The organism is Pseudomonas sp. GP01-A4 (assembly GCF_058780865.1).
Map to the genome: position 1 here is coordinate 1 of NZ_JBYSWF010000010.1, position 23166 is coordinate 23166.

Annotated in this window: 26 protein-coding genes; 8 read left to right on the top strand and 18 right to left on the bottom strand. The window is 60.7% G+C overall.

The window, feature by feature from the left end; genetic code table 11:
• Positions 1-81: 81 nt before the first annotated feature.
• The 4 genes from AC3WKX_RS08725 to minC all read right to left on the bottom strand — a co-directional run bounded on the left by AC3WKX_RS08725 (position 82) and on the right by minC (position 2821).
• Entirely contained in the window at positions 82-717 is a 636-nt protein-coding gene (locus tag AC3WKX_RS08725) for an RluA family pseudouridine synthase (protein ID WP_008432172.1), read from the bottom strand.
• A gap of 96 nt (positions 718-813) precedes the next feature.
• On the bottom strand, positions 814-1068 hold the full coding sequence (gene minE, locus AC3WKX_RS08730; RefSeq protein WP_003175252.1) for a cell division topological specificity factor MinE: 255 nt from the start codon (positions 1066-1068) through the stop codon (positions 814-816).
• A 3-nt stretch (positions 1069-1071) separates the two neighbouring features.
• Positions 1072-1884, bottom strand: coding sequence for a septum site-determining protein MinD (gene minD / locus AC3WKX_RS08735; protein WP_003209098.1), 813 nt, complete (start codon positions 1882-1884; stop codon positions 1072-1074).
• Between the two features lie 199 nt (positions 1885-2083).
• Positions 2084-2821, bottom strand: coding sequence for a septum site-determining protein MinC (gene minC, locus AC3WKX_RS08740; RefSeq protein ID WP_003209099.1), 738 nt, complete (start codon positions 2819-2821; stop codon positions 2084-2086).
• Positions 2822-2939: 118 nt separating this feature from the next.
• On the opposite strand from minC, the gene AC3WKX_RS08745 reads away from it, so the two are divergent.
• Together AC3WKX_RS08745 and AC3WKX_RS08750 are read left to right on the top strand one after the other, a co-directional pair.
• On the top strand, positions 2940-3875 hold the full coding sequence (locus tag AC3WKX_RS08745) for a lipid A biosynthesis lauroyl acyltransferase (protein ID WP_003209101.1): 936 nt from the start codon (positions 2940-2942) through the stop codon (positions 3873-3875).
• A 32-nt stretch (positions 3876-3907) separates the two neighbouring features.
• Complete coding sequence (locus AC3WKX_RS08750) at positions 3908-5059, top strand: patatin-like phospholipase family protein (RefSeq protein WP_087694783.1); 1152 nt, start codon at positions 3908-3910, stop codon at positions 5057-5059.
• A gap of 112 nt (positions 5060-5171) precedes the next feature.
• Here AC3WKX_RS08750 and AC3WKX_RS08755 read toward each other — a convergent pair whose 3' ends face one another.
• The 8 genes from AC3WKX_RS08755 to puuE all read right to left on the bottom strand — a co-directional run bounded on the left by AC3WKX_RS08755 (position 5172) and on the right by puuE (position 12455).
• Positions 5172-5957 carry an outer membrane protein OmpK gene (locus tag AC3WKX_RS08755; protein WP_102606291.1) on the bottom strand — a complete coding sequence of 262 codons (786 nt, stop codon included), beginning with the start codon at positions 5955-5957 and terminating at the stop codon, positions 5172-5174.
• Positions 5954-6349: a hypothetical protein gene (locus AC3WKX_RS08760; RefSeq protein WP_146013743.1), complete on the bottom strand. Its 396-nt coding sequence runs from the start codon at positions 6347-6349 to the stop codon at positions 5954-5956. The genes AC3WKX_RS08755 and AC3WKX_RS08760 overlap by 4 nt, the downstream gene beginning before the upstream one ends.
• Before the next feature lie 43 nt (positions 6350-6392).
• The gene (locus AC3WKX_RS08765) at positions 6393-7745 is read right to left on the bottom strand and encodes a nucleobase:cation symporter-2 family protein (protein ID WP_087694784.1); all 1353 of its coding nucleotides are present in this window, start codon (positions 7743-7745) and stop codon (positions 6393-6395) included.
• 196 nt (positions 7746-7941) lie between these two features.
• A complete protein-coding gene (locus AC3WKX_RS08770) occupies positions 7942-9249 on the bottom strand; it encodes a urate hydroxylase PuuD (RefSeq protein ID WP_102606292.1) in 1308 nt (435 codons plus the stop codon).
• A 50-nt stretch (positions 9250-9299) separates the two neighbouring features.
• The gene (locus tag AC3WKX_RS08775; protein WP_003209110.1) at positions 9300-9803 is read right to left on the bottom strand and encodes an ureidoglycolate lyase; all 504 of its coding nucleotides are present in this window, start codon (positions 9801-9803) and stop codon (positions 9300-9302) included.
• Positions 9804-9940: 137 nt separating this feature from the next.
• Entirely contained in the window at positions 9941-10936 is a 996-nt protein-coding gene (gene alc / locus AC3WKX_RS08780; RefSeq protein ID WP_003209112.1) for an allantoicase, read from the bottom strand.
• A gap of 80 nt (positions 10937-11016) precedes the next feature.
• Positions 11017-11532: a 2-oxo-4-hydroxy-4-carboxy-5-ureidoimidazoline decarboxylase gene (gene uraD, locus AC3WKX_RS08785; RefSeq protein ID WP_102606293.1), complete on the bottom strand. Its 516-nt coding sequence runs from the start codon at positions 11530-11532 to the stop codon at positions 11017-11019.
• Positions 11529-12455 carry an allantoinase PuuE gene (puuE, locus tag AC3WKX_RS08790; RefSeq protein ID WP_008432189.1) on the bottom strand — a complete coding sequence of 309 codons (927 nt, stop codon included), beginning with the start codon at positions 12453-12455 and terminating at the stop codon, positions 11529-11531. The genes uraD and puuE overlap by 4 nt, the downstream gene beginning before the upstream one ends.
• Before the next feature lie 462 nt (positions 12456-12917).
• Here puuE and uraH point away from each other — a divergent pair, with 462 nt between their 5' ends.
• Positions 12918-13271 carry a hydroxyisourate hydrolase gene (gene uraH / locus AC3WKX_RS08795; RefSeq protein WP_003209117.1) on the top strand — a complete coding sequence of 118 codons (354 nt, stop codon included), beginning with the start codon at positions 12918-12920 and terminating at the stop codon, positions 13269-13271.
• 126 nt (positions 13272-13397) lie between these two features.
• On the opposite strand, the gene AC3WKX_RS08800 is transcribed toward uraH, so the two are convergent.
• The 3 genes from AC3WKX_RS08800 to AC3WKX_RS08810 form a co-directional block, all read right to left on the bottom strand.
• Positions 13398-14024 carry a LysE family translocator gene (locus tag AC3WKX_RS08800; protein ID WP_008432192.1) on the bottom strand — a complete coding sequence of 209 codons (627 nt, stop codon included), beginning with the start codon at positions 14022-14024 and terminating at the stop codon, positions 13398-13400.
• Positions 14025-14087: 63 nt separating this feature from the next.
• Positions 14088-15434, bottom strand: a complete 1347-nt coding sequence (locus AC3WKX_RS08805) for an NCS2 family permease (RefSeq protein ID WP_003212843.1) — start codon at positions 15432-15434, stop codon at positions 14088-14090.
• A gap of 191 nt (positions 15435-15625) precedes the next feature.
• Entirely contained in the window at positions 15626-16060 is a 435-nt protein-coding gene (locus tag AC3WKX_RS08810; protein WP_003212841.1) for a MarR family winged helix-turn-helix transcriptional regulator, read from the bottom strand.
• A gap of 82 nt (positions 16061-16142) precedes the next feature.
• Between AC3WKX_RS08810 and AC3WKX_RS08815 the strand changes: the two genes are divergently transcribed.
• Positions 16143-17309 (top strand): aminotransferase-like domain-containing protein, encoded by a 1167-nt coding sequence (locus tag AC3WKX_RS08815; protein WP_003212839.1) that lies wholly within the window; start codon positions 16143-16145, stop codon positions 17307-17309.
• Between the two features lie 10 nt (positions 17310-17319).
• Positions 17320-17922, top strand: coding sequence for a glutathione S-transferase family protein (locus AC3WKX_RS08820; RefSeq protein WP_008432197.1), 603 nt, complete (start codon positions 17320-17322; stop codon positions 17920-17922).
• A gap of 101 nt (positions 17923-18023) precedes the next feature.
• Here the strand turns inward: AC3WKX_RS08820 and AC3WKX_RS08825 are convergent, their stop codons facing one another.
• Positions 18024-18920 (bottom strand): LysR family transcriptional regulator, encoded by an 897-nt coding sequence (locus tag AC3WKX_RS08825; protein ID WP_102605285.1) that lies wholly within the window; start codon positions 18918-18920, stop codon positions 18024-18026.
• Positions 18921-19051: 131 nt separating this feature from the next.
• On the opposite strand from AC3WKX_RS08825, the gene AC3WKX_RS08830 reads away from it, so the two are divergent.
• Genes AC3WKX_RS08830 through AC3WKX_RS08840 form a run of 3 tightly spaced genes read left to right on the top strand, consistent with a single transcriptional unit; the run spans position 19052 to position 21994 of the window.
• Positions 19052-20344 carry a CitMHS family transporter gene (locus AC3WKX_RS08830; protein WP_003213142.1) on the top strand — a complete coding sequence of 431 codons (1293 nt, stop codon included), beginning with the start codon at positions 19052-19054 and terminating at the stop codon, positions 20342-20344.
• A gap of 1 nt (position 20345) precedes the next feature.
• Complete coding sequence (locus tag AC3WKX_RS08835; RefSeq protein ID WP_102605284.1) at positions 20346-21677, top strand: acyclic terpene utilization AtuA family protein; 1332 nt, start codon at positions 20346-20348, stop codon at positions 21675-21677.
• Positions 21674-21994, top strand: a complete 321-nt coding sequence (locus AC3WKX_RS08840; protein WP_102605283.1) for an AtuA-related protein — start codon at positions 21674-21676, stop codon at positions 21992-21994. The genes AC3WKX_RS08835 and AC3WKX_RS08840 overlap by 4 nt, the downstream gene beginning before the upstream one ends.
• A 107-nt stretch (positions 21995-22101) precedes the next feature.
• Here the strand turns inward: AC3WKX_RS08840 and AC3WKX_RS08845 are convergent, their stop codons facing one another.
• Together AC3WKX_RS08845 and folE are read right to left on the bottom strand one after the other, a co-directional pair.
• Positions 22102-22473, bottom strand: coding sequence for a glutathione S-transferase N-terminal domain-containing protein (locus AC3WKX_RS08845; protein WP_063031984.1), 372 nt, complete (start codon positions 22471-22473; stop codon positions 22102-22104).
• Between the two features lie 102 nt (positions 22474-22575).
• Positions 22576-23121, bottom strand: a complete 546-nt coding sequence (gene folE, locus AC3WKX_RS08850; protein ID WP_003204506.1) for a GTP cyclohydrolase I FolE — start codon at positions 23119-23121, stop codon at positions 22576-22578.
• Positions 23122-23166 lie beyond the last annotated feature (45 nt).

The window sequence follows — 23166 nt, forward strand, 5'->3', positions numbered from 1 at the left end:
GTGTGTCAGTCGCCGAATGAGCTAACTGATCCACCGCATTCGCGAGCAAGCCCGCTCCCACATTTTAATTGCGTTTACAGGTTAAAACGGCGCGGGGCACTCGAAGCGCAGACGCTCGCCGCTCTGGGGATGGGTGAAGCTCAACATGCTGGCGTGCAGACACAGGCGTGGCCAGGCAGCCAAGGCCTGTTCATGGGCGTACAAGCCATCGCCCAGCAACGGATGCCCGATGGACAGCATATGCACGCGCAGTTGATGTGAGCGGCCGGTGATCGGTGTCAGCTCAACCCGGCACCAGTCGCCGCAACGCTCCAGGACTTTCCAGAAGGTCAGCGCGTTCTTGCCGAACTCGTGGTCCACCACGTGCCGTGGCTTGGTCGGTGGGTCGTAGCGCAAGGGCAAGTCGATGCTGCCGCTGTCCAGTTCCGGTTGGCCCCAACAGAGTGCGGTGTAGGCCTTTTCGGTTTCCCGGTCATGAAACTGGCGGGACAGTTCACGGTGGGTATCCGCGTCTCGGGCCAGCAGGATGATCCCGGACGTTTCCCAGTCCAGGCGATGGACGATGCGGGCTTCGGGATAGCCGTTTTCCTGCAGGCGGGTGATCAGGCAGTCCTTGTTGTCGTCGGCGCGACCGGGCACCGAGAGCAGCAGGGTAGGCTTGTTCACCACCAGGACAGCAGCGTCCTGATGAAGGATATGGACATTGGACAACGGCATTAAAACAGCCTCGTAACAAACGCCAACGGCGGCTCGCTCACCCGGCCCCGTGAGGGGAGCCAGGTAACCGAGCCGCCGTGGCGACCGCCTTTTCGATCAACGATCAGGCAGGGTGATATTGAGTTCCAGAATCGAGCAGCTGCCGTCATTTTCCAGGGCGACATGCACGTCATCGTTACCGATGTTGACGTACTTGCGGATCACTTCCACCAGTTCCTTCTGCAGGGCTGGCAGGTAATCCGGGGTGCTGCGTTGGCCGCGTTCGTGCGCCACGATGATCTGTAGACGCTCTTTCGCTACCGACGCGGTACTTGGCTTTTTGTTGGCGCGAAAGAAGTCGAGAAATTTCATTGTTTAGTTGCCTCCAAAGATACGCTCGAAGAATCCCTTCTTCTTAACATCGAGGAAGCGATGTTCCACGGTCTTGCCCAGCAAGCGATCTACCGCATCGCTGTACGCCTGGCCGGCGTCGCTCTGGTCGTCAAGAATCACCGGCACACCTTGGTTGGATGCCTTCAGGACGGCCTGGGATTCCGGGATCACACCCAGCAGGGTCACGGCGAGGATTTCCTTCACGTCTTCAACGCCGAGCATTTCGCCATTGCTGACGCGCTCAGGGTTGTAGCGGGTCAGCAGCAGGTGTTCCTTGATCGGATCTTCACCTTTCTCGGCGCGCTGGGACTTGCTGGCCAGCAGGCCGAGCATGCGGTCCGAGTCACGTACCGAGGAGACTTCAGGGTTGGTCACGACGATGGCTTCGTCGGCGAAGTACATCGCCAGGTGAGCACCGGTCTCGATACCCGCCGGGGAATCGCACACCACGTATTCGAAGGTTTCCTTCAGTTCGGCGAGGACCTTGCCCACGCCTTCCTTGGTCAGCGCGTCTTTGTCGCGGGTCTGGCTGGCGGCCAGTACATACAGGTTCTCAAGGCGCTTGTCCTTGATCAGGGCCTGTTGCAGGTTGGCTTCGCCATTGACGACGTTGACGAAGTCGTAAACCACGCGGCGTTCACAGCCCATGATCAGGTCGAGGTTACGCAAGCCGACGTCGAAGTCGACGATAACTGTCTTGTGGCCGCGCAGAGCGAGGCCGGTACCGATAGCGGCGCTGGTGGTGGTCTTACCCACACCACCCTTGCCGGATGTAACCACGAGAATCTTGGCCAAGGTGTTTCACCCCTAAGGAAAAAGGACTTTTTAGTCCCTGAAAAACATCTCTTGTCACTCGCTGCAGGCGGGCAGCTCTTGTAGGAGAAAGCACGGTTTGCCTGGGCAAACCCCACCTTAAAATTATTCCTACACAAGTTTTGCCGTTTTCGCTGTGCTATCAGAGTCCAGAGATGCTTGGAAAATGCGGCAGTATCCGTTAAAGACGAACGATGTTCAACACATCGCCCGACAGGCTGACTTGTACCCCGGCCCCCCACAGCGGATCGCGGCGCAAATCTTCCGAAACCTTGTACTGGCCTGCGATGGACACTAGCTCAGCGGTCAACTGCTGGCAAAAAATACGGGCCTTGGTGTCACCTTTTATGCCGGCCAGGGCACGACCACGCATGGGGCCGTATACATGGATGTTTCCATCGGCGAGAAGTTCCGCCCCCGGGCTGACCGGGGCGATGACGACAAGGTCGCCACCCTGGGCGTAAATCTGCTGCCCGCCCCGTACGGGAGAGGTGATGATCTTTGTCGGCTTGATCGTCGGCTCCGGCGGTTTCTCCGGTTTTTTCTTCTCTTCGCCGACCAACGGGTCGAGCGGACGCTCGCGGGCACCCGACGGCGGCAGTACTGGCAGTTCAATGGCGATTGCCGCGGCGATGTCTTCGATACGGCTGGCACGGATCGCCAGGGTGCGCAGGCCATGCTGGCGGCACACGCGCATCAGCCCGGGCAGGTCGACCGCGCCCTGGCCGGCCGGGAGCTTGTCCAGGGCCAGCACCAGCGGTGCATTGTTGAAGAAGTTCGGCGCCAGGGCGACCTTGGCGGCGAGCTGGCGGTCCAGGGCATCAAGGTCGTTGCGGGCCAGTTCCAGCACGGTAATGGCGAGCATGCTGCCTTTCAACTGGAACACGGGATCTTGGTCTAGCGGTTCGGTTTGGCTCATGGTCGGCAAAGCGGCTTGTCACGAAAAGTGTCGAGACTTATAACGAGAACATCCGCTAGCCGCAAGCCGGGTCGAACCGTTGTAGAATGCGCGGCCGTTGTCTTTACCGGAATCTTGAATGGATCGCCCGCGTTTTCGAGCTGTATTTTTTCATCCGCGCTTCTGGCTGTTATGGCTGGGGCTGGGTTTGCTGTGGCTGATTGTGCAGTTGCCGTACCGGGCTTTACTGGGGATTGGCCGTGCCTTGGGGGCGGGAATGTACCGGGTGGCCGGTGAACGTCGACGTATCGCCGCACGAAACCTGGAACTGTGCTTCCCGGAAAAGTCCGCTAAAGAGCGTAAACATTTGCTCAAGGAAAACTTTGCCTCCACCGGCATCGCGTTCTTCGAGATGGCCATGAGCTGGTGGTGGTCCAAGCCGCGCCTGGCGCGCCTGGCCCATGTCGAAGGGCTGGAGCACCTCAAGCAGGCGCAACTGGAAGGCAAGGGCGTGATCCTCATGGCCCTGCATTTCACCACCCTGGAAATCGGCGCCGCCTTGCTCGGGCAGAAGCACACCATCGACGGCATGTACCGCGAGCACGGCAACCCCTTGTTCGATTTCGTCCAGCGCCGTGGCCGCGAGCGGCACAACCTCGACTCCCTGGCCGTAGAGCGCGAAGACGTGCGCGGCATGCTCAAGCTGCTGCGGGCCGGTCGTGCGATCTGGTACGCACCGGACCAGGACTACGGCGCCAAGCAAAGTATCTTCGTGCCATTGTTCGGCATTCAGGCCGCCACCGTGACCGCCACCAGCAAGTTCGCCCGCCTGGGCAAGGCTCTGGTGGTGCCGTTCACCCAGGAGCGCCTGGCCGACGGCAGCGGTTATCGCCTGGTGATCCATCCGCCGCTGACCGACTTCCCCGGTGAAACCGACGAGATCGATTGCCTGCGCATCAACCAGTGGGTCGAAGCCTCCGTGCGCGAATGCCCCGAGCAATACCTGTGGACGCACCGCCGCTTCAAGAGCCGGCCGCCAGGTGAACCTAAACTGTATGAAAAACGCCGCCGTTGATCTGAAGTCCCCAAGCACCATGGAGTGATGCAATGCGCCCAGCTGAACCGGTCACAGGCTTGATTCTTTCCGGCGGCGGGGCGCGGGCCGCCTATCAGGTGGGGGTACTGGCGGCGATAGCCGAGCTGTTGCCGCCGGGCGCGGCCAATCCGTTTCCGGTGATCGTCGGCACCTCGGCCGGGGCGATCAATGCAGTGAGCCTGGCCAGTGGCGCCATGGACTTTACCGCCGCCATCCAGCGCCTGACCGCCTTCTGGCAGGGCTTTCGCAGCCACCTGGTGCTGCGCAGCGACTGGCCCGGGGTGATCAGCCAGGCCAGTCGATTCCTTATCCACAGCTTGCTGGGGATGGGGGCGCAGGTGCCAGTGGCGCTGCTCAACAGTTCGCCGCTGCGGGACTTGTTGCGCGACAAACTGCACCTGGAAGGCATCGCGCAGTCGATCCGCGAGAAACACCTTCATGCTGTGGCGGTGACCGCGTTCGGGTACGAGTCCGGGCAAGCCGTGACCTTCTATCAGGGCGGCGGCACCATCGATGCCTGGTTGCGGCATCGGCGCATCGGCATTCCCACCCAATTGACCGTTGAACACTTGCTGGCCAGCTCGGCGATTCCGTTGCTGTTTGCGCCGGTCAAACTCGGCCAGGAATATTTTGGTGACGGGGCGGTGCGCCAGTCGGCGCCGATCAGTCCTGCGTTGCACCTGGGCGCCAGCCGCGTGCTGGTGGTGGGGGTCAGTGGCAACCCGCGTGGTAACGATCCATCGAACCCGGCGCGCACCTTCACCGGCCAGGAGCCGACGTTGGCGCAGATCGGCGGGCACATGCTCAACAGCACGTTCATCGACAGCCTGGAAAGCGATATCGAATTGCTCGAGCGCCTGAACCAGTTCAGCCACGTGTTGCCGGCCAACGCGGCGATACAAGGTTTGGCGCCAGTGGAAGTATTGGTGATCGCTCCCAGTCAGCCAATCGACGAAATCGCGGCACGTCACCGCCAGGAATTGCCGGCGGCATTGCGCCTGTTTCTGCGCGGGCCGGGGGCGACCAAAACCAGTGGCGCGGGAGTGCTCAGCTACCTGCTGTTCGAGGCGGGGTATTGCAGCGAATTGATCGAATTGGGAAGGCGGGATGCGCTGGCCAAGCGCGAAGAGTTGCAGCGGTTTCTAGGCCTGACACCGGACTGAATGTGGGAGCGGGCTTGCTCGCGAATGCGGTGTGTCAGTCGCCAGATGTATTGACTGACCCACCGTATTCGCGAGCAAGCCCGCTCCCACATACAGAGGATAGGCGGTGTGGTTAGAAGTGGTACTTCACCAACAGGCTCGCAGTGTCCTGGTTGGTCTCGAACGCGCCGCTGTCCTGGATCCCGTACTTGTTCTTCCAGTAGTCGTATTCGATACCGACATACAACTGCTTCTCGCCCCAATGCAACGCCTTGCCCAGGTCATATTTGATCTGCGGGTTGAAGTGCAGGTTGGCGTGGTAAGTGCCGCGGGCGTTCTTGTCGTTATCCACCACCCAGTCCATGAAGCCGTCGATCAGCACATTGGAGTTGCCCACCGGGATCGTGTACGACCACACCGGTGTGATCTGCCATACGCCGTCACCCGAGCGATTGCCTTCGGTCTGGCGCTGGTAGAAGTTCAGCTGGAAGTAGTCGAAACCAGGGATTGCCAGGTCGAAGCCCGGGCCGAGCAAGTACGACTCGTTGTCGCCTTCGCCGAGCTCGTAAGTGAACGCCAGCAACACGTCCTTGATCGGACCGAACGACAAGTCCTTGTCGAAAATCTTGCCGAACGACAAGCGTGGGCTGAACTCGCCGTAGTAAGTACTTGGGCCGACATTGCCGTCTTCCTTGCCGTTGTAAAAGATGCGGTCGAGGAAGAAGAAGTTGTCGCCGTACTTCCACGCATCGGCGTGTTCGAAGGTCACGGTTTGCTGGATCTGCGGGTTAACAGTGAAGTTCTTGCCCCACAGATAAGTCAGGCTGTTGTTCTGCCACTGCAGCAGATCACCGGCCATGGCCTGGCCCCCGGCCAGCAGGGATCCTGCCAGCATCAGGCTGTTCACGGTACGTTTCATTCGGTTGCTCCCGAGGTAAAGGTTTCTGGTTTTTTTTCTAAGCGGACGCTCTGGTGTGGCGTCTTTTGGCTTGCCGCAAAAATCGTCTGTTCGGTCAGCTTTGATGCTTTTAGCAAGAGCTGCGCCAAGGTGTTTAAAAAGCCAAAAAATCCCCGTCGGCTGTGATGAACACAGTCGAATTCGGAGAGTTTTTGCACACGTTGGCTGCGGACGTGGGGCCGGGATAAGTTGGCCTTGCAGTCAGCTTTTACATTCGCTGTTTTTTTTTGAGTCGATTTGAGCGGGCGCCGAGAATACTGACTCCCAGGCCTGTGCTCAAGTGCGCCGTTAAAGAGCGCGCGGGGCGAGAATGGGGCACGGCGCGTGGCCGGCCACGGGTGAATGGCGTACATGGTGTGTTCCCTGATCGTTATTGTTTTTGTTGTGACGCAGGAATCAATGTGGGTGTGCGTGAGCGCTTGGGGCAGCGCGTTCGGCGCCACCCAGGATGTTGAATAACAGGTTCAGCGACAGCGCGCTGATCGTGGCCATGGCGATGCCGCTGTGAGTGATCGGGCTCATCCATAGCGGCAACTGTGCAAAGAATTCGGGACGTACCACCGGGATCAATCCCATGCCGATACTCACCGCCACCAGCAACTGGTTACGACGGTCGGCAATGTCGGCTTCCTGGAGGATCTTGATCCCGGTGGCTGCCACCATGCCGAACATGGCAATCGCCGCCCCGCCCAGCACTGCGGGTGGAATCGACGCTACCAAAAAGGCGGCCTTGGGCAGCAGGCTCAGCACAATCAGGAACGCGCCGGCCACGATCGTCACCGAACGGCAGCGCACGCCGGTCATCTGCACCAGGCCGATGTTCTGCGCGAACGAGGAGTGGGTGAAGGTGTTGAAGAACCCGGCAAAAAACGATGCGCCGGCGTCACACAACAGGCCACGGCGGAGCATTTTCGGCGTGACTTCCTGGCCGGTGATCTTGCCCAGGGCGAGGAACATCCCGGTGGACTCGACGAAGATGATCACCACCACCAGGCACATCGACAGGATCGGTGCCAACTCGAACTTGGGCATGCCGAAATGCAGTGGCGTCACCACTTGCACCCACGGGGCGCGCGCCAGGCCGCTGAGGTCGACCATGCCGATCATCCCGCACAGCCCGTAGCCGAGGGCCATGCCGATCAGCACCGAGATATTCACCCAGAAGCCGCGCATGAAACGGTTGATCAGCAGGATGGTGGCCAGCACCAGCGCGGCAATCGCCAGGTAAATCGGTGAGCCAAACGTGGACGCCGCTGCGCCACCGCCGGCCCAATTGACCGCGACGGGAAACAGCGAAAGACCAATGGCGGTGATCACGGTACCGGTCACCAGCGGTGGAAAGAAGCGCACGACCTTGGACATGAACGGCGCGATCACCATGCCGAAAAAACCGGCGGCGATGGTCGCACCGAAGATCCCCTGCAGACCGATGCCGGGCATGCCGGCCATGGCCACCATGCTGCCGACAGCGGCGAAACTGGCGCCCATCATCACCGGCATACGAATGCCTACCGGGCCGATACCGAAGGACTGGACCATGGTTGCGATGCCCGCCACCAGCAGGTCGGCGTTGATCAGGAAGGCGATTTCTTCACGGCTCAGGCCCGCGGCCTGGCCGATGATCAAAGGCACGGCGACGGCGCCACCGTACATCAGCAAGACGTGTTGCAGGCCTACCAGAATCAGTTGCAAGAGGGGCAGCCGCACCATGGCGGGCGCGGCAGGAGTCTGCGTTTCTAGCTGGGACATGCAACACCTCGGATCTTTTTATTGTTGTGTTGTTCGGCATTCAATTGCCGGGTGGAACTCATTCGTCAAAGCACACCGCAGATCCCATGTGGGAGCGGGCTTGCTCGCGAACGCGGTGGTTCAGTCACCTGAAGTGTTGAATGACACACCGCATTCGCGAGCAAGCCCGCTCCCACACTAGTCCTGCGTTAATCAGTCAGTTGGTACGCGCCCCCTGAGTGATCCAGGTGCCAATCAAGTCCCGTTCCTGCTGGGTCATCTGGGTGATATTGCCCAGCGGCATGATCTGGCTGGCCACGGCCTGTGCCTGGATGCGCGGGGCCATTTGCTGGATCTGCTGCGGCGTATCAAACATCACCCCGGCCGGTGCGGTGCTGAACAGCGGGCTTGTCGGTTTGGCCGAATGGCACACCGCGCAGCGCTCCTGGATCACCCCGTGGACCTTGTCAAAATCAATCGAGGCCTGGGCCGGTGCTGCTTCGGCAGGTGCCGGTGCAGGTGCCGGTGCCACTGGAGCAGCCGGTTTAAGCCCGCCACCCAACGCCGTTTCCGGCAGCGGCTGGTACTCGATGGCCGCTGGCGCCTTGGCCACTTCCGGTGCAGTCGCCACCGGTTTTGGGCCGGTCACGTAGGCCAGGCAAATCATTGCCAGTGCGCCCACCGGCAAGGTCCAGGCGTATTTCTGGCTGTTGTGACGGGTGTTGAAGTAGTGACGCACCAACACCGCCGCCACCGCGATGCCCGCCAGGATCAGCCAGTTGTATTGGCTGCCGTAGGTGCTCGGGAAGTGGTTGCTGATCATGATGAACAGCACCGGCAAGGTGAAGTAGTTGTTGTGGCGCGAACGCAGCAAACCCTTGGCCGGCAGTGCCGGGTCGGGCGTGCGGTTTTCGGCGATGGCCGCCACCAGCGCACGCTGGGCCGGCATGATGATGCGGAACACGTTGCCCACCATGATGGTGCCGATCACGGCGCCCACGTGCAGGTACGCACCACGACCGCTGAACACCTTGCTGAAGCCGTACGCGGCGGCAATCAACAGCACGAACAGGATCAGGCCGAGCAGGGCGGGGCGCTTGCCCAGTGCCGAGTCGCACAGAAAGGAGTAGATGAACCAGCCGGCCAGCAGCGAGCCGAGGCCCAGCAACACACCTTCCGGACCGCTGAGGCTGCTGCCCGGGGCCAGCAGGTACAAGGTCGGGTTGGCGTAGAACACCACGCACAGCAGCGCGATGCCGGACATCCAGGTGAAGTAGGCTTCCCATTTGAACCAGTGCAGGTTGTCCGGCATGGTCGGTGGGGCCAGTTTGTATTTTTCCAGGTGGTAGATACCGCCACCGTGGATCGCCCACAAGTCACCGGCGAGGCCGTCCTTGGGGTTGACGCGGTTGAGGTTGTTTTCCAGCCAGACGAAGTAGAACGAAGCGCCGATCCAGGCGACGCCAGTGATCATGTGAACCCAGCGCACGCTCAGGTTCAGCCATTCCATCAAATGTGCTTCCACAGTCTTTACCTCTCGCCTGTCACTCTGTCGTCGAGTGATCAGACCTTCTCTTATTGGTGGGGGGCGAGGATCAACCGCTCATCCTCTTTAAAAAAATGCTCATCGCAGTTATTGCCTGTGCCACTGCGATCAACCACCAGGAAGTCATCCCGCTTTTCGATCGTCAGCACCGGGTGGTGCCAGACGCCGCGATGGTAATTAATGCCCTGCCTGCCGTTGGTAACGAAGGCGCGGACCAAGCCCGATACAGGTTCATCGCCAAGTGGCGCGACCACGATCAGAAAGGGGTTGCCGAGCAGCGGGATGAAAGCCTGGCTGCCCAGCGGGTGTCGTTCCAGCATGCACACGGTCAGCGGCATGTCCTGCGCGTCGGCGCGGAAGATGCTGATGATCGCGTTATCTTCTGGCGTGGCGGTTTCAACCGTCGCCAGTTTATGAAAGCGCATGGTCGACCCGTTGTTGATCATGAAGTGATCGCTGCCATCGGTTTCGATAACGTCTCCGAAAGGGGCGAAGGCTTCTTTGGTCAGGGGTTCGATCATCAGTGTGCGCATGGCTGTCTTCTTAATCTTGTGTATGGATCGTTCCCACGCTCTGCGTGGGAACGCCGCCCTGGACGCTCTGCGTCCGCTCTTGTGACGCAGAGCGTCACGGTATGCATTCCCACGCAGAGCGTGGGAACGATCGGGTGTTACTTCGAGACCTTACCGAGAACCCGCAGGCGGCTCACACCACCATCCGGGAACACATTCAGACGAATGTGGGTGATCGGGCCCAGCGCCTTGATCTGCTCGGCAAATGTGTGTTCAGCGTGCATTTCCAGTTTCTGCGCCGGCAGCAGTTCGCGCCAGAACAGCGATTGGGTTTCGATCTGGCTGTCGGTGCCGCCCTTCACGAATGCGCCCTGGATCGAGCAAGTGTCCGGGTAGTTGCCCTTGAAGTGCAGGGTGTCGACCACGATCTTCTCGATCTCGCCCGGGTGGCCCAGTGCGACGATCACCCAGTCATTGCCCGGCGTACGACGACGAGCAGTTTCCCAGCCATCGCCCATGTTGATGCCACGGCCCGGGTTGAGGATGTTGCTCATGCGCCCGAAGTGTTCATCGGAGCAGGCCAGTGCGCGGCCGCCGTTCAATGCAGCAGCCAGGTCCACCTGTTCGTTGTCGCCCACCGCCGACCAGTCGCGGAACGGAATGCCGTACACACGCAGACGGGCCACGCCACCATCCGGGTAGATGTTGAAACGCAGGTGGCTGAAGGCCTGGTCGTTGTTGATCTCGTGGAAGTGATGGCTGTTGCCTTGCAGCTCCACCGCCGACAGCACTTCAACCCATTGGGTGTTGTCATCCGGCTCGCCGGACGCCAGGAAGCAGGCTTCCAGGGACGCCGATGGCGGGAAGTTGCCGGTGAAGAATGAAGTGTCGATGTCCACGCCTTTGATCGAACCCGGTACGCCCAGGCGGATCACGGCGCTGTCGTAGCCTTCGAAGCGCTTGCGGCGCGACTCCCAGCCGTCCATCCACTTGCCGTTGTCATCGAAAACGCCCTCCTTCCACACGGCCGGGGTCGGCTGGAACAGACGGTTGGCGTCGGCGAACCAGTCATCGGTGACAGAGATGATCTTGGTGCCCAGGCGGGCGTCGGCCAGGTTGACGAACTTTTCGAAAGGTACGGGTTGCGCTTTCATTCTTCTTGTCTGCCTTAAAGTAAGTGGCTTGGGATGCTCGCCAGGCCCTGGGCGTTCATGAATCGCTCGGGCCAGGTCTGCTAAAGGGTCAGTAATCGGAACAACGCGATTTTATTGATCTCGGCCAGCGCGCATTTGAACTCGGCTTCCACCGAGTTGTGAATGCGCGTTTCAAACGCGGCAAGGATCTGGTGCCGGTTGCTGCCTTTTACCGCCATGATGAAGGGAAACTTGAACTTGGCCTTGTAGCCATCGTTCAGCTCGGTGAAGCGCGAAAACTCGTCGCTCGAGCATTGGTGAATACCGGCGCCAGCCTGTTCATTAGTGCTGGCTTCGGTCAACTGGCCCTGGACGGCCGCTTTGCCCGCCAGGTCCGGGTGAGCGTTGATCAGGGCCAGTTGACTGGTGTGATCGGCGCTCAACAGGATGTCGCTCATGCGCTGGTGCAGGGTTTCAATCTCGTCGATCGAAGCGTCCTGGCCCAGGTCGAAGGCCTTTTCGGCCACCCATGGCGAATGTTCGTAGATGTCGGCGAAGGCTTTCACGAATTCGTCGCGGCTCAGGGTCGACGGTTTCAGGGTTTGGAACGCGGTCATTTGGCGGCTCCCTGGAAAGGGTGTACGTCATGCCAGTGACGGGCGATGTCGACGCGGCGGGTGAACCACACCTGATCATGGCCCTTGGCGTATTCGATAAACCGCTTGAGGGCGGCCAGGCGTGCCGGGCGGCCGATCAGGCGGCAGTGCAAGCCGATGGAGAGCATTTTCGGTGCGTCCGCGCCTTCGGCATACAGCACGTCGAAGGCGTCTTTCAGGTATTCGAAAAAGTCGTCGCCCTTGTTGAAACCCTGGACCTGGGTGAAGCGCATGTCATTGGTGTCCAGGGTGTAGGGGATCACCAGGTGCGGCTTGCCGGTCGGGTTGTTGGGTTCCCAGTAGGGCAGGTCGTCGTCATAGGTGTCGCAGTCATAGAGGAAGCCGCCTTCCTCCATCACCAGCCGCCGGGTGTTGGGGCCGGTGCGCCCGGTGTACCAGCCCAGTGGGCGCTCGCCGGTGAGTTCGGTGAGGATGCGGATCGCTTCGAGCATGTGCTCGCGTTCCTGGGCCTCATCCATGTATTGGTAGTCGATCCAGCGGTAGCCGTGGCTGCAGATCTCGTGGCCGGCGGCGACCATCGCGCGGATCACATCCGGGTGGCGCTGGGCGGCCATGGCCACGGCGAAGATGGTCAGCGGGATATCGAATTCCTTGAACAACTTGAGGATGCGCCACACGCCGGCACGGCTGCCGTATTCGTACAGCGACTCCATGCTCATGTTGCGCTCGCCTTGCAGCGGTTGCGCCGAGACCATCTCGGACAGGAAGGCTTCCGACTCTTTGTCGCCGTGCAGGATGTTGCGCTCACCACCTTCTTCGTAGTTGAGTACGAACGACAGGGCGATACGGGCCTTGCCCGGCCAGTGTGGGTGAGGAGGGTTACTGCCGTAACCGATCAGGTCGCGTGGGTAGTCAGCGCTCACTGCAGTCTTCCTTCTTGTTCGTGGTAGCGGTGTGTGTGGCGGCCGGGCAGCGGAAAGACTGGGTGGCGTCACAACGATGACTGATTGTATACAACTTAGTGTGCACTTTGTAAGCCTGTATTTCTGCATTTTTTCCGCAGGGTCTTTGCAGAATAGCACTGCAAGAAACCTGCCTGACTGGTCAGCTAAATTGAAAAAAACCTCATTCACTGTAGGAGCGAGCTTGCTCGCGAAAAACCTGAGAGCGCCTCGTTAACCCTGAAGCGCTGCGTTATCGTTAACGATCTTCGCGAGCAAGCTCGCTCCTACAGTATCGGTGTCAGCAACGGAACGCAGGCTTGTTGAATTTATTGTGTACAATTTTTTTGAAAAGTGTCTTAATCAGCCATCGCCGACTTTTTCAGTGACCTGAAAAGGTGCGGTCTTTCACTTTTTACTGACTTCGGGAGGCGCGCAGACGCTATGGGACGTTTGACCACACACGTATTGGACGCCGCGCATGGCTGCCCTGGCAGCGCAATAAAGGTTGAGTTGTACCGTGTCGAGGGCGCACAGCTTGAGCTGGTCGCCAGCACCCTGACCAACAGCGACGGCCGCTGCGATGCACCCCTGCTGCAAGGTGATGACTACCGCAGCGGTGTCTATCAGTTGCAGTTCAGCGCCGGTGATTACTACCGCGCCCGCGGTGTGCAACTGCCCGAACCTGCATTTCTCGATGTGGTGGTGCTGCGCTTCGGCATCAGCGCCGAACAGGATCACTACCACGTACCTTTGCTGATTTCGCCTTACAGCTACTCCACCTATCGCGGTAGCTGAGTCGTCACCGCGCTACCCCCAAAGCTCTTCGTTGGTTTTTCGCCCGCTCACACTGCGGGCTTTTTTTCGCCTGCTGATTGCACCATAAAGGCGGCCCCGATCTTCAGTGCGATCGGGGCTGGATCTTCAGCGGCTCAATAGCGACGCAGCGCCGGCGCCTGTGAACAAGCCTGCGCTGATCCGGTTGAACCAGCTCTGGCCCCTGCCGCTGCGCAGGTAGCGCGCGGCACCATGGGCGCCGAGGCCGTAGGCCAGTTTGCACAGCAGGTCGAGCACGGTCCAGGTGGCGATCATGATCAGCAACTGCGGCAAAAAGGCCTGCTGGGCACTGAGGAATTGCGGCAGGAAGGCGGCGAAAAACAGGATGTCCTTCGGGTTGCTGGCGCCCAGCACAAAGGCCCGGCCAAACAGCGCACGAAAACGCGGGGTGGCGGCCACTTGCGGTACGTCGGCGACGTGGGCCGGTTGCCGGGATTGCTGCCAGCTCTGCCAGGCGAGGTAGAACAGGTACAGCGCGCCGACGATCTTCAGGGCGCTGAACAGCTGTTCCGATGCCAGCAACAACGCACCCAAACCCAGCGCCGAGGCGCTCAGCAGGCAGATCGAAGCAATCACCCCGCCGAGAAAGGCCGGGTACGAACGGCGCAGGCCGTAGTTCAGGCTGTTGCTGATCATCAGCAAGGACAGGGGGCCGGGGATCAGGATCACCACCAGCGCAGCGCCGCTGAACAGCAGCCAGGTTTCCAGACTCATTGCATTCCTCCATTCGTACAAAAGCCCCACCCGACGGGGTGAGGCAGGGTCAAGCGGGTTGGCCTACAGGAACGCGAACTTGGCGATGAAGATCGCGCAAAGCACCCACAGGCTGATGGAAATTTCCTTGTGTTTACCCGTGCCGGCCTTCAGCGCCACGTAGGTGATGAAACCCAGGGCGATGCCGTCGGCCACCGAGAAGGTCAGGGGCATCATGATCGCCGTGACGATCGCCGGAATGCTGTCGGTGGCGTCGTCCCAATTGATATGGGCCATGCCGCTCATCATCAGCATCGCCACATAAATCAACGCGCCGGCGGTGGCATAGGCCGGAATCATGCCAGCCAGCGGGGCAAAAAACATCGCTGCGATAAACAACACGCCAACCGTAACCGCCGTCAGCCCGGTGCGGCCACCAGCGGCAACCCCGGCGGCGCTTTCCACGTAACTGGTGACTGGCGGCACGCCGACCATGGCGCCGAACACGCTGGAGGCGCTGTCGGCTTTCAGGGCGCGGGAGAGGTTTTCGATCTTGCCGTCGGCATTCACCAGGCCTGCGCGCTGGGCCACGCCCATCAGGGTGCCGGCGGTGTCGAACATGTGCACAAACAGGAAGGCGAACACCACGCTAATCATGCTGACGTTGAACACGCCCATCACGTCCATGGCCATCCAGGTCGGCGCCAGGCTTGGCGGGGTGGCCAGGATGCCGTGGTACTCCACCAGGCCCAGGCCCCAACCGGCGAGGGTCACGGCGATGATGCTGATCAGGATCGCGCCGAATACCCGGTGGTAGCTGAGGATCGCAATCAACAGGAAGCAGATGGCCGCCAGCAATGGGGCGGGTTCATGCAGGGAGCCGAGCTTGATCAGGGTGGCCGGGCTTTGCACGATGATGCCGGCGGTTTTCAGGCCGATCACCCCGAGAAACAATCCGACGCCGGCGCCCATGGCATGGCGCAGGCTCACCGGAATGCTGTTGAGCAGCCACTCGCGAATGCGTGAGAGCGTCAGGATCATGAACAACACACCGGAGATAAACACCGCACCCAGTGCCGTCTCCCAGTTGTAGCCCATGGTCCCGACCACGGTGTAGGTGAAAAACGCGTTCAGGCCCATGCCCGGCGCCAGGCCTACTGGCCAGTTGGCGTACAGGCCCATCAGCAGGCAACCCAGCGCGGCGGCGATGCAGGTGGCGACAAACGCCGCGCCGTGATCGATGCCGGCGTCGGCCATGATGTTGGGGTTGACGAAGATGATGTAGGCCATGGTGATAAAGGTCGTGAGGCCAGCGATCAGCTCGGTCTTCACTGTGGTGCCATGCAAGCGGAGTTTGAACAGGCGTTCCAGCCAACCGTTGTGGGTTGGCGAGAGGTCGAGCGTAGGGGCTTCGGATTTGCGGCTTTCCACAGCAAGTACTCCTCAAGAGTTTTATTGTTATTTCCAGCGCCGGACACATGAGTGGGCAGCAGCGCTTTGAGGTACCAGCGGGTTTTGTTGACCAATAGGTCAGGAACTCGCACGAAGCGAATTATGCTTTTGTATACAAATAAAGCAAATAATGTTTTCTATTTTGTGTGCGAAAGGGGATGAAAGGCAATTCAGGATTGGCCACTGAGTGCCTTGTTTACCGCCAGCCAGCCTTCTACCGCCGTCTCGCCTGCCTCGGCAAACGCCCGTTGCAGCAGCTTTACCTGTTCGCGCCGCAGCGATTGTTCGAAACGCCGGCCTTCCTCGGTCAACTCCAGCAGGCGCTTACGCTTGTCGGTCTCGGACGCCACGCTGTCCACCAGGTGCATCTCCTGCAGTTGGCGCAACGGCATGTTCAGCGCCTGTTTGCTCACGCCGAGCAGTTCCAGCAGCTCCTTGACGCTCAAGGCCGGGTAGCGCGCGATAAAAAACACGATGCGTTGATGCACCCGGCTCAAGCCGCGGCGCTCCAGCATTTCGTCAGCCTTGGCGGTGAACGCCTGGTAGCCGAAGAAGAAGGCTTCCATGGCGGTTTGCTGGCTGGTCTGGTTTTTAAGGTCAAGCATATTGACGTATCTGCCCAAGTCGTCGTAATTTCGGTCAAGCAGTTTGACGTATTTTCCCCAAGCTTTGCTACCGGTGACCCTTATGGCCTTCTCAGAACGTGTTTCGCGTCTTAAAAGCTCCCTGATCCGTGAGATCCTCGCGGCGGCGCAAAAGCCGCAGGTGATGTCCTTCGCCGGTGGCCTGCCGGCCGAAGTGATGCTGCCCACGCTGGATTGGGAAGGCATGCCGCTGAATATCGGCCAATACGGCATGAGCGAAGGCGAGCCACAGTTGCGTGAATTGCTGGCGGCCGAGGCGCGGGTGCTGGGTATTGCCTGCGATGCGCGCCAGGTCATGGTGGTCAGCGGCTCCCAGCAAACCCTGGACCTGGCGGCCAAGCTGTACATCGACAAGGGCACCAAAATCCTCCTGGAAGGCCCGACTTACCTTGCGGCATTGCAGATTTTCCAATTGTTCGGCGCCGATTGCCTGACCGTACAGCTTGAGGCGGACGGTCCGGACCTCAGAGCCTTGCGCAGCAGCCTTGAGCAGCATCGCCCGTCCTTCGTCTACCTGATCCCGACGTTCCAGAACCCTTCGGCGGTGCGCTACAGCGATGCCAAGCGCGAGGCCGTCGCCGCGTTGCTGGACGAGTTTGGCGTAACCCTGATCGAAGACGAACCCTACCGCGAACTGACCTTCGACGGCGGCAGCGCACAACCCATCGTCAGTCGGCTGAAAAAGGCCAGCTGGATCTACACCGGCACCGTATCCAAGACCTTGTTGCCCGGCCTGCGGGTCGGCTACCTGATCGCCAGTCCGGACCTGTTCCCGCACCTGCTCAAACTCAAGCAATCAGCCGACCTGCACACCAACCGCGTTGGCCAGTGGCAGGCGATGCAATGGATCGGCACCGAGAAATACCAGCATCACCTGGTAGAGTTGCGCAGCTTTTACCGAGGCCGGCGCGACGCTTTCCAGGCTGCACTGGCGCGGCATTTCAGCGACCTGGCCGACTGGCAAATACCCCAGGGCGGATTATTCTTCTGGCTGACCTTGAAACAGCCGCTCGATACCCGCACCTTGTTGGCACCTGCGCTCGACCAGGACATCGCGTTCATGCCCGGTGAACCGTTCTTTTCCGAGCCGGACAATCATCACGGTCACCTGCGGCTCAATTTCAGCCATATCGACCCGGCGCGCTTGGACGAAGGTCTCAAGCGTCTCGCTGCGGTGGTCCGTCAAGCACAGCACGCGCAAGCGGCATAGGGGAGCCTCCATGTACAAGGTCTACGGCGATTACAAATCGGGCAACTGCTACAAAGTCAAACTCATGCTCAGCCTGTTGGGCATCGACTATGAGTGGATCGATGTCGACATCCTGAAGGGCGACACCCAGACCGCGGAGTTCCTGGCCAAGAACCCCAACGGCAAGATCCCGGTGCTGGAGCTGGAAGACGGCACCTGCCTGTGGGAGTCCAATGCGATTCTCAACTTCCTGGCCGATGGCAGCGAGTTCCTGCCCAGCGAACCGCGCCTGCGCACCCAGGTTCTGCAGTGGCAGTTTTTCGAGCAGTACAGCCACGAGCCATACATCGCGGTGGCGCGGTTTATCCAGTTTTACCTGGGGCTGCCGGAAGATCGCCTGGAGGAATATAAGAAGCTGCACAAGGGCGGTTATAAAGCCCTGAAGGTGATGGAGCGCCAGTTGCAATTGACACCGTATCTGGTGGGCGACCAATTCTCGATTGCCGACGTGGCGCTGTATGCCTACACCCATGTGGCGGATGAAGGTGGCTTTGACCTGAGCGCCTATCCAGGCGTGCAGGCGTGGTTGAAGCGCGTGGCCAGCCATCCCAAGCATGTGCCGATGCTGGGCTGAAATGCGGTAATGTGGGAGCGGGCTTGCTCGCGAAGGCGGTGTACCAGTCAGCACATGTATTGGCTGACCCACCGCCTTCGCGAGCAAGCCCGCTCCCACATTTAGTTTTGCGGTGCGCCAGGTAATTCTTCACTGAGCAACTCAAAACAGCGCTGCGCCGCTGGGCTCAACGGCTGTCCACTGCGACTGATCAACCCGATCTCCCGGTTCACCCCCGGATGATCAATGGTAATCCGCTTCAACCCCTCCAGACTGTCCGCCGCCGATTCCGGCAACACACGGATCCCCAAGCCCTGCCGCACCAACGCCAACACGGTCGACATGTAGTTGGCCTCCATCCCCGCGAGCATCGTCAGGCGTGTTTCATCGAACAACGCGTCCACCTGTTCCCGCACGCTGCTGTCGCGGCCGGTGAGGATGATCGGCTGGTCGGCCAGTTGCTCCAGGCTCAACTTTGCAAAACGAGTCAGCGGATGATCCAGCGGCACGAACGCACATAACCGATCATTCAGCACCGGTACAAACCCCAACCCGTGGCTCAGCCGCGCCCGCACACCAATACCGAAATCCACCTCGCCCGAACGCACTTGCGCATGAATGCGGTGAGCAACCAGGTCATGCAAGCGCACCTCGATCCCGGCAAAACGCTCGCGAAACAGGCGCAGGGCGGGAGGCAACGCGCCGGCGCACACGGAGGGCAGGGCGGTGATGGTCACCACGCCTCGACGTAGCGCCGCCAGGTCACGGGAGCCGGTGACGATGTTGTCCAGGTCCAGCAGCAATTTCTCCATCGGCCCGCGTGCATCCAGCCCGGCGGCGGTGATGCTGACGTGGCGCGGGCTGCGGTCGAGCAGCGCGACGCCCAGCCATTCCTCCAGTTGTTGCACCTGCACGGTCAGCGCCGAGGGCGACAAATGCAGTTCGTTGGCAGCCTTGGTAAAACTGCCCGTGCGGGCAACGGCGAGAAACGCCTGGATATGCTGGATCGAATTTTTCATTTTTATTTTGCTCGGGCGTTTTGTTTTTTCGAATGTGGGGTGCCGAATATTCCAATTTACAAAGCCTAACGCGATTCCAATACTCCAGGGAAAACAATAACCGGCCGAAAACGCCGTTCTGGAGCTACCCCATGCTCGCTACCCTGGGTGTCATCACCATCCTGTGCCTGCTCACTGCCGTCATGAGCAAACGCCTGTCGCCACTGGTGGCCCTGATTGCCTTGCCGATCATCGCCGCGCTGCTGGGCGGTTTCGGCCTGCAAACCAGCGCCTTCATCATCACCGGCATCAAGAACGTCGCCCCCGTGGTGGGGATGTTTGTGTTCGCGATCCTGTTCTTCGGGATCATGACCGATGCCGGCATGCTGGATCCAATCATTGATCGCATCCTGCGCACGGTAGGGACGCGTCCTACAAGGATTGTCGTCGGTACCGCGACCCTGGCCCTGCTGGTGCACCTCGACGGCTCCGGCGCGGTGACCTTCCTGGTGACGGTGCCGGCGATGCTGCCGCTGTACACGCGGCTGGGAATTGATAAACGCATCCTCGCGTGTGTGGCGGCGATGGCGGCCGGGGTCAACTTCCTGCCGTGGACCGGCCCGGTACTGCGTTCCTCGGCTGCGCTGCACGTGCCGGTGGCGGACTTGTTCCAGCCGCTGATCCCGGTGCAGATCGTTGGCCTGGTCTTTGTATTCGCCTGCGCCTGGTGGCTGGGCCACCGGGAAGAAAAACGCCTGGGCCTGGGCGCTGGTTCCAGCGTGGACGCCGTGCCGCAACGGGTGCTCAGCGACGATGACATTGCCCTGCGTCGCCCGCGGCTGTTCTGGGTCAACCTGGTCCTGACGGTACTGGTGATGGTGGTGATGATCGCCGGTTGGGTCGACCCGGTGGTGATGTTCATGCTCGGCACGGTGGTGGCGCTGTGCATCAACTACCCGAACGTCGACGCCCAGCGCGCGCGGATCGACGCCCACGCAAAAACCGCCCTGACCATGGCCAGCATCCTGCTCGCCGCCGGTGTGTTCACCGGCATCATGCAAGGCACCGGCATGCTCAAGGCCATCGCCGAAGTGGCGGTGGCGCAGATTCCGGCGGGCCACGGCAAGTTGATCCCTGCGGTGGTGGGCTTCCTGTCGATGCCGCTGAGCATGCTGTTTGACCCGGATTCCTACTACTTCGGCGTGATGCCGGTGATCGCCGAAGTCGGCAAGGCCTTGGGCGTCGACCCGCTGCAAGTGGCTCAGGCCTCGTTGCTGGGCGTGCACACCACCGGCTTTCCGGTCAGCCCGTTGACGCCTGCGACCTTCCTGTTGGTGGGCCTGTGCAAGATCGAATTGGCCGATCACCAGCGCTTCACCATCCCCTTTCTGTTTGCCGCGTCGGTGTTGATGACCCTGACGGCTTTGCTCCTTGGAGTGATTTGAAATGAAAACCTTGCGCATCGGTTCCGGTGCCGGCTACTCCGGCGACCGTATCGAACCTGCGGTGGAATTGGCCGAACAGGGCGACCTGGATTACCTGGTCTTCGAATGCCTGGCCGAACGCACCATCGCCCTGGCGCAACAGGCGCGGATCAGCGATCCACAAGGCGGTTACGACCCGCTGTTGAGTGAGCGCATGCGCCGCGTGCTGCCCTTTGTCGGCCAGCCCGACGGGCGCCGGCGCCTGCGGGTAATCACCAATATGGGCGCGGCCAATCCGGTGGCGGCGGCGGTTGAAGTGCGGCGGATTGCCAGTGAACTGGGGCTTAACCTCAAGGTGCTGGCGGTGGTTGGCGATGACGTGCTTGAGACCTTGCGTGCCCAGCCGGAGCAGTTGCTCGACAACGGTCAGACCCTTGGCTCGTTGGGCGAGCGATTGATTTCCGCGAACGCCTATTTGGGCGCCGACGGCATTATCGACGCCTTGCGCGCCGAGGCCGACGTGGTGATCACCGGCCGGGTGGCAGACCCTTCGTTGTTCCTGGCGCCGCAGATGTTCGAATTCGGCTGGGCTGCGGATGATTGGCAACGGCTGGGGCGCGGCACGCTGGTGGGGCATTTACTGGAATGTGCGGGGCAGGTCAGCGGTGGCTACTTTGCCGATCCGGGTTTCAAGGACGTGGACGATCTGGCACGCCTTGGCTTTCCACTGGCCGAGATTGACCCAGACGGCGAGGTCTTGATCACCAAGGTCGCAGGTTCCGGTGGGCGGGTCAGCCGTGCCACGTGCACCGAACAATTGATCTACGAAGTGCACGACCCGGCGGCCTACCTCACACCGGACGTGTGCGCGGATTTTTCCCAGGTGGCGTTTACCGAAGAAGCCGTGGACCGGGTGCGTGCCCACGGCGCGAGCGGACGGCCACGTCCCGAAGCGTTGAAAGTCAGCGTCGGTTATCTGGACGGCTGGATCGGTGAGGGGCAGATTTCCTACGGTGGCCCGGGCGCGGTCGCTCGTGCGCAACTGGCTCGCGATGTGGTCCTGAAACGCTTGGAGTTGACCGGCGTGCGCATACAGGACGTGCGTGCCGAATTGATCGGCGTCGACTCCCTGCACGGCCCGCGCAGCACGGTTGAACCGTGGGAAGTGCGCCTGCGCATCGCCGCCCGCTGCGCAGAACGCAGCGAGGCGGTCCGTGTCGGCAATGAAGTGGAAACTCTCTACACCAACGGCCCGTCCGGCGGCGGTGGCGCCAGCAAGAGCCTGCGCCAGGTGGTGGCGGTGGCATCGTTGCTGCTGCCTCGTCACGCGGTCAACCCGAGGATCGAAGCATGAAGCTGCACACCCTGGCCCACTCCCGAACGGGAGACAAGGGCGACACCTCGAACATCTCGATCATCGCGTATCGGTCCGAGGACTATCCGCTGCTCTGCGAGCAACTCACGGCTGAGGTGGTAGCGGCGTTTTTTGCGCCGTTACTGGAGGCGGGCGCCGCACCGGTGCGGCGTTATGAACTGCCCAATGTGCAGGCACTGAACTTCGTGTTGCCGGGGATCCTGCGGGGCGGGGTGACGCGGTCGCTGGCGCTGGACGCCCATGGCAAGTGCCTGGGCTCAGCGTTACTGGATCTTGAATTGGCAATACCAAACTAATGTGGGAGCGGGCTTGCTCGCGAAGGCTGAGTGTCAGCCAATACATCTGCGACTGATACTCCGCCTTCGCGAGCAAGCCCGCTCCCACACTGGATCCTCGCTGTTTGTCAGACCGCCGCAAACCGCTTGTCGAGGTAATCGATGATCACCTTGGAGTCGTACATCCAGGTGGTCTGGCCGTTCTCTTCGATGCGCAGGCATGGCACCTTGATCTTGCCGCCTTGCTCCAGCAGGGTCTGGCGGTCCTGCTCGTTGTTCTTCGCATCCTTCAAGGCCACCGGCACGTTCAGGCGGTGCAGGGTGCGGCGGGTCTTCACGCAGAACGGGCAGGCGTGGAATTGATACAGGGTCAGGTCCTTGGCCGCTGCGTTCACCTGCGCCTGTTGTTCGGCAGGGCGCTGCTTTTTGCGCGGACGGGTCAGGAAGTCGCCGGCGATGATGACGTGGCCGAGGCCCACTCGAAGTGCTTTGACGAACATGGCTGAAACCTCTTGCCCTAGACTTAAGGGGGCGCAGCTTACCTGATTTTTCACAGGCGAAAAAAACCGGCGATGAACGCCGGTTTTTCCAGGTGCCGCGTATTACTTGATCAGGCTGAGAAACTCGCTGCGGGTCGCCGCGTTTTCGCGGAACTCACCCAGCATCACCGACGTGATCATCGACGAATTCTGCTTCTCCACACCGCGCATCATCATGCACATGTGCTTGGCCTCGATCACCACTGCAACGCCCAGGGCGCCGGTGACCTGCTGGACCGCATCGGCGATCTGGCGGCTGAGGTTTTCCTGGATCTGCAGGCGGCGGGCATACATATCGACGATACGCGCGACCTTCGACAGGCCCAGCACTTTGCCGCTCGGGATATACGCGACGTGAGCCTTGCCGATGAACGGCAGCAGGTGGTGTTCGCACAGCGAGTACAACTCGATGTCCTTGACCAGCACCATTTCGCTGTTGTCAGAGCTGAACAAGGCACCATTGGTGACTTCTTCAAGGGTCTGTTCATAACCGCGGCAGAGATACTGCATGGCCTTGGCGGCACGTTTTGGCGTGTCGAGCAGGCCCTCGCGGGAAACGTCCTCGCCGAGCTGGCCGAGGATCGCGGTGTAATTCTGTTCCAGGGACATGAAACTACCTAGTGGGATTTTCGCAAAGGGCAAGGGTACGGCGGC

Coding starts and splice junctions, on each gene's coding strand:
- minC (WP_003209099.1), bottom strand. CDS start 2,821: ATGAGCCAAACCGAACCGCTAGACCAAGATCCCGTGTTCCAGTTGAAA.
- alc (WP_003209112.1), bottom strand. CDS start 10,936: ATGAAAGCGCAACCCGTACCTTTCGAAAAGTTCGTCAACCTGGCCGAC.
- minE (WP_003175252.1), bottom strand. CDS start 1,068: ATGAAATTTCTCGACTTCTTTCGCGCCAACAAAAAGCCAAGTACCGCG.
- AC3WKX_RS08765 (WP_087694784.1), bottom strand. CDS start 7,745: ATGTCCCAGCTAGAAACGCAGACTCCTGCCGCGCCCGCCATGGTGCGG.
- AC3WKX_RS08750 (WP_087694783.1), top strand. CDS start 3,908: ATGCGCCCAGCTGAACCGGTCACAGGCTTGATTCTTTCCGGCGGCGGG.
- AC3WKX_RS08840 (WP_102605283.1), top strand. CDS start 21,674: ATGAAGCTGCACACCCTGGCCCACTCCCGAACGGGAGACAAGGGCGAC.
- AC3WKX_RS08830 (WP_003213142.1), top strand. CDS start 19,052: ATGCTCGCTACCCTGGGTGTCATCACCATCCTGTGCCTGCTCACTGCC.
- AC3WKX_RS08835 (WP_102605284.1), top strand. CDS start 20,346: ATGAAAACCTTGCGCATCGGTTCCGGTGCCGGCTACTCCGGCGACCGT.
- AC3WKX_RS08725 (WP_008432172.1), bottom strand. CDS start 717: ATGCCGTTGTCCAATGTCCATATCCTTCATCAGGACGCTGCTGTCCTG.
- uraD (WP_102606293.1), bottom strand. CDS start 11,532: ATGACCGCGTTCCAAACCCTGAAACCGTCGACCCTGAGCCGCGACGAA.
- AC3WKX_RS08760 (WP_146013743.1), bottom strand. CDS start 6,349: ATGTACGCCATTCACCCGTGGCCGGCCACGCGCCGTGCCCCATTCTCG.
- AC3WKX_RS08815 (WP_003212839.1), top strand. CDS start 16,143: ATGGCCTTCTCAGAACGTGTTTCGCGTCTTAAAAGCTCCCTGATCCGT.
- AC3WKX_RS08775 (WP_003209110.1), bottom strand. CDS start 9,803: ATGCGCACACTGATGATCGAACCCCTGACCAAAGAAGCCTTCGCCCCT.
- AC3WKX_RS08820 (WP_008432197.1), top strand. CDS start 17,320: ATGTACAAGGTCTACGGCGATTACAAATCGGGCAACTGCTACAAAGTC.
- AC3WKX_RS08810 (WP_003212841.1), bottom strand. CDS start 16,060: ATGCTTGACCTTAAAAACCAGACCAGCCAGCAAACCGCCATGGAAGCC.
- uraH (WP_003209117.1), top strand. CDS start 12,918: ATGGGACGTTTGACCACACACGTATTGGACGCCGCGCATGGCTGCCCT.
- AC3WKX_RS08825 (WP_102605285.1), bottom strand. CDS start 18,920: ATGAAAAATTCGATCCAGCATATCCAGGCGTTTCTCGCCGTTGCCCGC.
- AC3WKX_RS08845 (WP_063031984.1), bottom strand. CDS start 22,473: ATGTTCGTCAAAGCACTTCGAGTGGGCCTCGGCCACGTCATCATCGCC.
- AC3WKX_RS08800 (WP_008432192.1), bottom strand. CDS start 14,024: ATGAGTCTGGAAACCTGGCTGCTGTTCAGCGGCGCTGCGCTGGTGGTG.
- AC3WKX_RS08745 (WP_003209101.1), top strand. CDS start 2,940: ATGGATCGCCCGCGTTTTCGAGCTGTATTTTTTCATCCGCGCTTCTGG.
- folE (WP_003204506.1), bottom strand. CDS start 23,121: ATGTCCCTGGAACAGAATTACACCGCGATCCTCGGCCAGCTCGGCGAG.
- AC3WKX_RS08755 (WP_102606291.1), bottom strand. CDS start 5,957: ATGAAACGTACCGTGAACAGCCTGATGCTGGCAGGATCCCTGCTGGCC.